Origin of the sequence: Streptomyces tricolor, from assembly GCF_002155905.1 — a bacterium.
GTDB lineage: Bacteria > Actinomycetota > Actinomycetes > Streptomycetales > Streptomycetaceae > Streptomyces > Streptomyces tricolor.
This window is the reverse complement of record NZ_MUMF01000790.1, coordinates 1-6,301: the sequence shown is the minus strand read 5'-3', so window position 1 is coordinate 6,301 and position 6,301 is coordinate 1. Positions and strand designations below refer to the sequence as shown.

Sequence of the window (6,301 nt, the reverse complement as noted above, 5' to 3'; positions counted from 1 at the left end):
GCCCGGCGGTGGCTCGCCCCGCTCCCCGGCGAGCCACCGCCGGGCGGCGGGGAGCGGGGCGAGACGGCACCGCTCGGCGGGGAGCCGGTCGCGGCACTGCTCGCCACCCCGCGCGACGGCACGCTGGACGCGCTCGGCTCCGCCCTGCGCCTCGGCGGCGGCGAGCTGACCGTCGACCTGTTCGGCGGTCTCCCGCCGGGCGCCGCCAGTCCCCTGCTGCCCGGAGTCGATCTGGCCGCCGTCCGGTCCGCCAACTGCGCGGGAGAACCCGTGCCGGCCGCCTTCACGCAGGTGACCACCGCCCAGGGCCGACGCGTACGCCTGACGGGCCACCGCGGGGTGGGCAACGGCCACCTCGCCGAGGCCGCCGCCGAGCTGTGCCGGGCCCCGGCGACCTACCGCGACCTGGTCACCCATGTCGTGGGGCTCCCGGAAGCCGCCCGGATCATGAACGACCTGTCGGTCGGCCGGAAGCGGACCGTCGCCGGGAGCCGGCTCATCAAACTCGCGGTGCGTCTCGCCCCTGTGCCGCCCTCACCTCTGGAGACTCAGTGACAGCACATGGCCACAACCGCCGCCGCGCGCTGGTGGTCGGCGGGTCCACGGGCATCGGCCGCGGCGTCGCGCAGGCCTGGGCCGAGGAAGGACTCGACGTCCTGGTGCTCAGCAGGTCGGCCCCGTCCGGGCCCGGGTCGGACCGGCTCCGCTGGCTGGCCACCGACCTCACGGACGCCGCCCAGGTCTCCGAGAGCCTGGCCCTCGCCGCCGACCAGCCCCTGCACGCGGTCTGCTACTCCGCCGTGCACTACGGTGACCGCCGCGCCCTCTTCCGGGACTGCACCGAGGCGGAGTGGCGGCGCCAGATCGACGTCAACCTGCACGGCCTGTGGCTGACGCTCTCCCGGACGCTGCCCGCCCTGCGCCGCGCCGACGACCCGGGCGTGTTCCTCGGGGTGTCGTCCGAGGTCGTCTACAACGCGGGGCCGGGGCGGTCCGGCTACGCCGCCTCCAAGGCGGCCGGCGCGGCCCTGCTCGACTCCCTCGCGCAGGAGGAGAGCACCGAGGCGCCCGGCGCCGAGGCCCTGCGCGTCGTACAGGCCCTCCCCGCCGGCATGGTCGACACCCCGGGGATCCGGCGCAGGCGCCCGGACGGGTTCGACTACAGCGCCTACATGCGGCCGGAGAGCTTCGCCCCGCTGGCCCGGGAGCTGTCGGCGACGGCCGGAGCCGGACTGCACGGCGCCCACCTGGTGGTCGACGGCGCGGGTGCCTGGTACCCGGTGAGCGAGAGGCTGCCGGTGTCGCAGAGCCGCGCGATCCCGTCCGGGACGGGATCGTGACGCGGTCCCCCCTCGTCGGGCTCGCCGGCTGGCGGCTGCCGGGGGACCACTTCGCCGCGGTCGGGCTGGCGCACCGGACGGGCGCCGAGGGAATCCAGCTCGACCTCGGCGGTCCCGGCAGAGGACCCTGGCTCGACGCGGCGGGAACCCTGGACCGGATCCGGGACGACTGTGCCCGGTACGGGGTGACACCGCTCGCGGTCGCGGGCAACACGCTCAACGACATCGGGCTCCACGCGCCGGAGGGCACCCAGGAGGCGCTGCGCACCCGCCGGGTCCTGGTCCGTGTGCTCGATGCGGCCCTGGCCCTGGGCGCGCCGCTGGCGTTCGTGCCGAGCTTCCGCCGCAGCGCCATCGAGGACCTGCGGGACCTGCGGCGGACCGCGGCCGTGCTGGCCTGGGCGGCGCGGGAGGCGGAGGCCCGCGGGCTGCTCCTCGCCAACGAGAACGCCCTGGACCCGCGGCGCGCGCGCACGCTGGTGGAGGAGGTGGCGGCCCCCTCCTTCCGGCTGCTGCTGGACACCTACAACCCGCGCGCGGCCGGCGTCGACGTCCTGGCGCTCATCGAGGCGGCCCACGAGTGGCTCGCGCCCCAGGTCCACCTCAAGGACGGCACGGACGGGACCGTGACCCGGGAACTCCTCGGGGACGGGGACGGCCGGGTGTGGGAGGCGCTCGCCGCCCTGGAGGCGCGGGGCCACCTGTCCGCAGCACTGGTTCTGGAAAACGACTACCGGGACGGCGACCTGGACCGTCTCGCCCTCGACGTCGCACGCGTACGCGCCCACACCGCGCGCACGCACACGCGCGACGCCGGCATCCACACGAGGAGTTGAATTGCCCAGCCTTCCGGCCGCATACGTGACGACCACACTGCTGGACGGCGTGGTGAACGTCGGCGCGCGCCCCTTCCCGCAGGACGCGCTCGGCGACGACACCGTCGTGATCAGGCCCGACTACATGGGAATCTGCCGGGCCGACGCCAAGGAGATCCTCGGCTCGCGCGATGTCATGGAGGACCGCGGCCCGCTGTTCGGCCATGAACTGGTCGGCACCGTCGCCTTCGCGGGATCCCGGACCGGGTTCGCGGAGGGCGACCTGGTCACCCTCAACCCCAACATCACTCCGTCCCGCACCACCGGCTTCGCCGAATACGTCTTCGTCCACGACACGCGGGAGCGGCTGGACCAGGCCGTGGTGAGGGTGCCGGAGCCGCACATCCGGGACGGCATCTGGATGCCCGAGCCGTTCGCCTGCATCGTGCACGCGCTCGGGAAGCTGCTGGAGCACACGCGTCTGCCCTCCCTCCAGGGCAAGAGCGTGGGCATCCTCGGCGCCGGCTGCGCGGGGCTGATGTTCGCCATGTACGCCAGGCACCTGGGCGCGTCGGTCTCGGTGTTCAACCGGGGGGAGGCACGGCGCGCGTTCGCGCGGGACCAGGGGATCCTCGCCGAGGGCGAGATATTCGCCCTGTCGGACGCGGAGGCGGAGGCGCACCGGGACCGGTACGACGTCGTGATCGTGGCGACCACCGTCGCCACGGCGCAGCTCCTGGAGACAGCCGCCGTCATGGCGGCCGACGGAGGGGTCCTGTTCGTCTACGGCGGCACGCGCAAGGGCGACAGCTTCCCCGCGGGCCGTGCGGACGTCGACACCCTTCGCCGGCAGGAGCGGATCGAGTCCGTGCGGCACCTGGGCAAGCGGCTCCGCATAGCGGGGGCCTACGGCTGCTTCCGGGAGGACTACGAGGAAGGCTTCCGGCTGCACGCCGACCACCCGCGCGCCTTCCCTCTGGAGAAGCTGACGTCACGGCGGATCGGCCTCGACGACTTCCCGCCCCTCATCATGGGCATCGCCGCGGGGAAGGAGGACTTCCCCGGCAAGGTGCTGATCAAGGTCGCCGCCCAGGGCTGACCGGGCAACTCCCGGACGCGACAACGCACTTGCTCCGACGCGTGCGGCTCCAGCAGGCTTGCCGGGCCCCTGTTTCCCGCCCGTCACCCGGAGCCCGTCATGCCCCGCCTGATACCGGACGCCCGGCCGCAGCGCGTGCTCGCGGCGTCCAACTTCGTCTACACCGTCGGCAACGGCCTCTATCTGACGGCCGGGGTGCTGTACTTCACCCAGGCGGCCCGCCTTCCGGCGGACCAGGTGGGGCTCGGTCTCGGCGTGGCCGGTCTGGTCGCGCTCGCGCTGGGGGTCACGGTCGGCCATCTGGCGGACCGGTACGGCGCGCGCGGGGTCTACGCGGTGACCCTGGGGGTGCAGGCGCTGGCCACGGCCGGCTTCGTGCTGGCGGACGCCTTCTGGCCGTTCCTGCTGGCGGTCTGCGCGGCTGCCGGGGCGAGGACGGCCGGAACGGCCGCCCGCTCCCCGCTGATCAGGCACTACGGAGGGGACCGGCCGCAGGAGTTCCGGGCCTATCTGCGTGCGGTGACCAACGTCGGCATCTCCCTGGGCGCCGTCCTGGCGGGCTGGGTGGTGCAGGTCGGCACGGTCACCGCCTATCAGCTGATGGTCCTGGGCAACGCGGCGGCTTTCGTGGTCGCCGCGGTGATCGTCGTCCTCCTGCCGCCGGTCGCCCCGCTGCCCGGCGTGGACGGGCCCCGCTGGGCCGCCCTGCGGGACCGGCCGTATCTGCTGATCACCGGCCTCGACGGCATCATGGCCGTCCAGTTCAAAGTGCTCACCGTGGGGATCCCGCTCTGGCTCGTGGGTGCCACCACCGCCCCGCACTGGCTCATCTCCGGCACGATCCTCACCAGTACGTTCATGGTCGTCGCGTTCCAGGTGCGGGCCAGCCGCAGCATCGACTCCCCGGTGGCCGGCGGGCACGCCTACCGCCGGGCGGGCGTCGCCTTCCTCGTCTCCTGTTCGCTGATCTCGCTGACCGCGGGGATACCGGGGTGGGCCGCCGCGGCGCTGTTCCTCGCCGCGGCGGTGGTCCACACGGCCGGTGAACTGTGGTACTCCGCCGCCGGGTTCGAGGTGTCCTTCGCGCTCGCCCCGCGGCACGCCACCGGCCAGTACCTGGGCGTGTTCGGGCTGGGCGCGGGGCTGGCCGACGCTCTCGGGCCGGGGCTGCTCATCGGGCTGTGCATCACCTGGGGCCGCCCCGGCTGGTACGTCCTCGGCGCCGTGTTCGCCGTCACCGGTCTGGCGGCGCCCCTCGCCGTCCGCCGGGCCGAGCGCCGGCGGGACGCCCGGTCGGCACGGACCGGACCCGCGGAGAACGTGCCGGCCGCCTGACCGGTCGGGGGGCGGCTCAGCGGGGGACGAGGCGTACGGGCGCGTGTGCCGGTCCGTTCACCGCGATCGAGCGCAGCGGCTCCGCCTCCCCGGCCGGTTCGACGGCCGCCACCGACTCCGTGAGCGTCTCCAGGAGCATCCGCATCTGGTGGCGGGCCATGGTGCTGCCGATGCAGACGTGCTCGCCGGTGCCCAGGGCCAGATGGCGGTTGGGGGTGCGGCCGAGGTCGAAGCGGTCGGGTTCCGGGAACACCGACTCGTCCCGGTTGGCCGACGGGATCCACAGCACGACCCGGTCGCCGGCGGCGATGCGCCGGCCGCCGACGACCGTGTCCCGCACGGCCGTCCGCATGCTGTGGGTGGCGCTGCTCGTCCACCGCAGCACCTCCTCCGTCGCGGTCCTGAGGAGTCCGTCGTCCCGCTCGCGCACCAGCCGCCGCCACTGCTCCGGGTGCGCGGCGAGGGCGAGGATGCCCGCGGCCATCGACAGGCCCGCGTTCTCCGCCGCTCCGACGAGGTTCTCGCAGCCCAGCAGGATCTCGGTCTCGGTGAGCAGCTCGCCGTCCACCTCGTTGTGGACGAGCATGCCCATCACGTCCTGCGCGGGCTCCTCCATCCGCGCGTACATCAGGTCGATGAAGTAGCGCATCAGCGCGAGATGGCTGGTGAGCGGCCTGCCGGACGCGAACGCCTCCGTGGTCCAGGTCAGCAGCCGCTCGCGGTCCTGCGGCGGCACACCGAGCAGCCTGCCGATGTTGTGGCTGGAGAGCCGGGCGCCGATGTCGTGGACCACGTCGCAGGTGCCCGACGCGACCGCCCGCGTCACCACCGAGCGGATCTCGGCGCGCATCTCGTCCGCCAGGGAACGGGCGCACCGTTCGCTGAACCGGTCGGCGACCTGCCCGCGCAGGGCGCGGTGCCGGGGCGGGTCGGTCAGGGCCATGGTCAGGCCGCTGCCGGGGTCCTCCCCCAGCCGAGTCGGCCGCAGCAGGACGCCCCGCGCCGAGCTGAAGAGGGCCGGGTCCTGGTACACCCGCCGGATGTCCTCGTACCGGGTGAGCGACCAGAAGCCCGGCAGGTCGCCGGGTGCGTGCCAGTGGACGGGGGCGTGCCGGCGCATCCAGCGCCACAGCCGGTGCACCTCGCCGGAGGCGTGCAGGTCCGGGTCGACGACGTCGGCGGGCCGGAACGTGGACACGGTCATGACGGGGCTCCCGTGGCGAGCAGGGCGAGGCGGTCGTGGAAGCCGTCGAGCAGCTTCCCGGCGGTGGCCGCGGTGACGGTGTCCCGCCGGTAGGAGAGGACCGCGTCGAGCGTGCCGTGCTCGTCCGGCCACACCTCCAGGTGCAGTTCCAGGGGGAGGGCGGCGTACGGCCGGCGCAGATGCGTGGCGACGACGCCGGGCAGGTCGAGCCGGGGCGGCGGGTTGTCCTGGAGGGCGAACAGGGACTGGAACACCGGCGGGCGGCCGGGCGTGGCCGGCGCGCTGTTCCGGGCCACGGCCGTGAAGGGGACGTCGCTGCGGCTGAACGCCCGGTGGACGCAGTTGCCGGTCTCCCGGACGCCGTCCTCGCCCCCGTCCACCGCGGCGCCGCGCAGACGCACCGGCACCATGGTGATCAGGCAGCCGACGGTCTGCTCCAGCTCGGGCAGGGTGCGCTCGGCGACGGGCACGCCGACCGCGAAGTCCCGCTGCCCGCAGACCTCGGCCA

Annotated in this window: 6 protein-coding genes and 1 pseudogene; 5 read left to right on the top strand and 2 right to left on the bottom strand. The window is 74.4% G+C overall.

Annotated features, from left to right (window positions below; translation table 11 throughout):
• From CCN44_RS44775 to CCN44_RS39585, 5 genes and pseudogenes are all read left to right on the top strand, one after another.
• Positions 1-555: pseudogene (locus tag CCN44_RS44775) on the top strand (hypothetical protein); the annotation flags it as partial.
• Positions 552-1,340 carry an SDR family NAD(P)-dependent oxidoreductase gene (locus tag CCN44_RS39600; RefSeq protein ID WP_086703944.1) on the top strand — a complete coding sequence of 263 codons (789 nt, stop codon included), beginning with the start codon at positions 552-554 and terminating at the stop codon, positions 1,338-1,340. The pseudogene CCN44_RS44775 and the gene CCN44_RS39600, both read left to right, overlap by 4 nt.
• A complete protein-coding gene (locus CCN44_RS39595; RefSeq protein WP_158103213.1) occupies positions 1,337-2,176 on the top strand; it encodes a sugar phosphate isomerase/epimerase family protein in 840 nt (279 codons plus the stop codon). The genes CCN44_RS39600 and CCN44_RS39595 overlap by 4 nt, the downstream gene beginning before the upstream one ends.
• Positions 2,177-2,201: 25 nt before the next feature.
• Positions 2,202-3,254, top strand: coding sequence for a zinc-dependent alcohol dehydrogenase (locus tag CCN44_RS39590; protein ID WP_086703941.1), 1,053 nt, complete (start codon positions 2,202-2,204; stop codon positions 3,252-3,254).
• A 99-nt stretch (positions 3,255-3,353) separates the two neighbouring features.
• Positions 3,354-4,589 (top strand): MFS transporter, encoded by a 1,236-nt coding sequence (locus tag CCN44_RS39585; protein WP_086703938.1) that lies wholly within the window; start codon positions 3,354-3,356, stop codon positions 4,587-4,589.
• A gap of 16 nt (positions 4,590-4,605) precedes the next feature.
• On the opposite strand, the gene CCN44_RS39580 is transcribed toward CCN44_RS39585, so the two are convergent.
• Together CCN44_RS39580 and CCN44_RS39575 are read right to left on the bottom strand one after the other, a co-directional pair.
• Entirely contained in the window at positions 4,606-5,793 is a 1,188-nt protein-coding gene (locus tag CCN44_RS39580; RefSeq protein ID WP_086703936.1) for a cytochrome P450, read from the bottom strand.
• The coding region (locus CCN44_RS39575; protein WP_244204045.1) for a condensation domain-containing protein at positions 5,790-6,301 on the bottom strand (512 nt) is incomplete at its 5' end. The genes CCN44_RS39580 and CCN44_RS39575, both read right to left, overlap by 4 nt.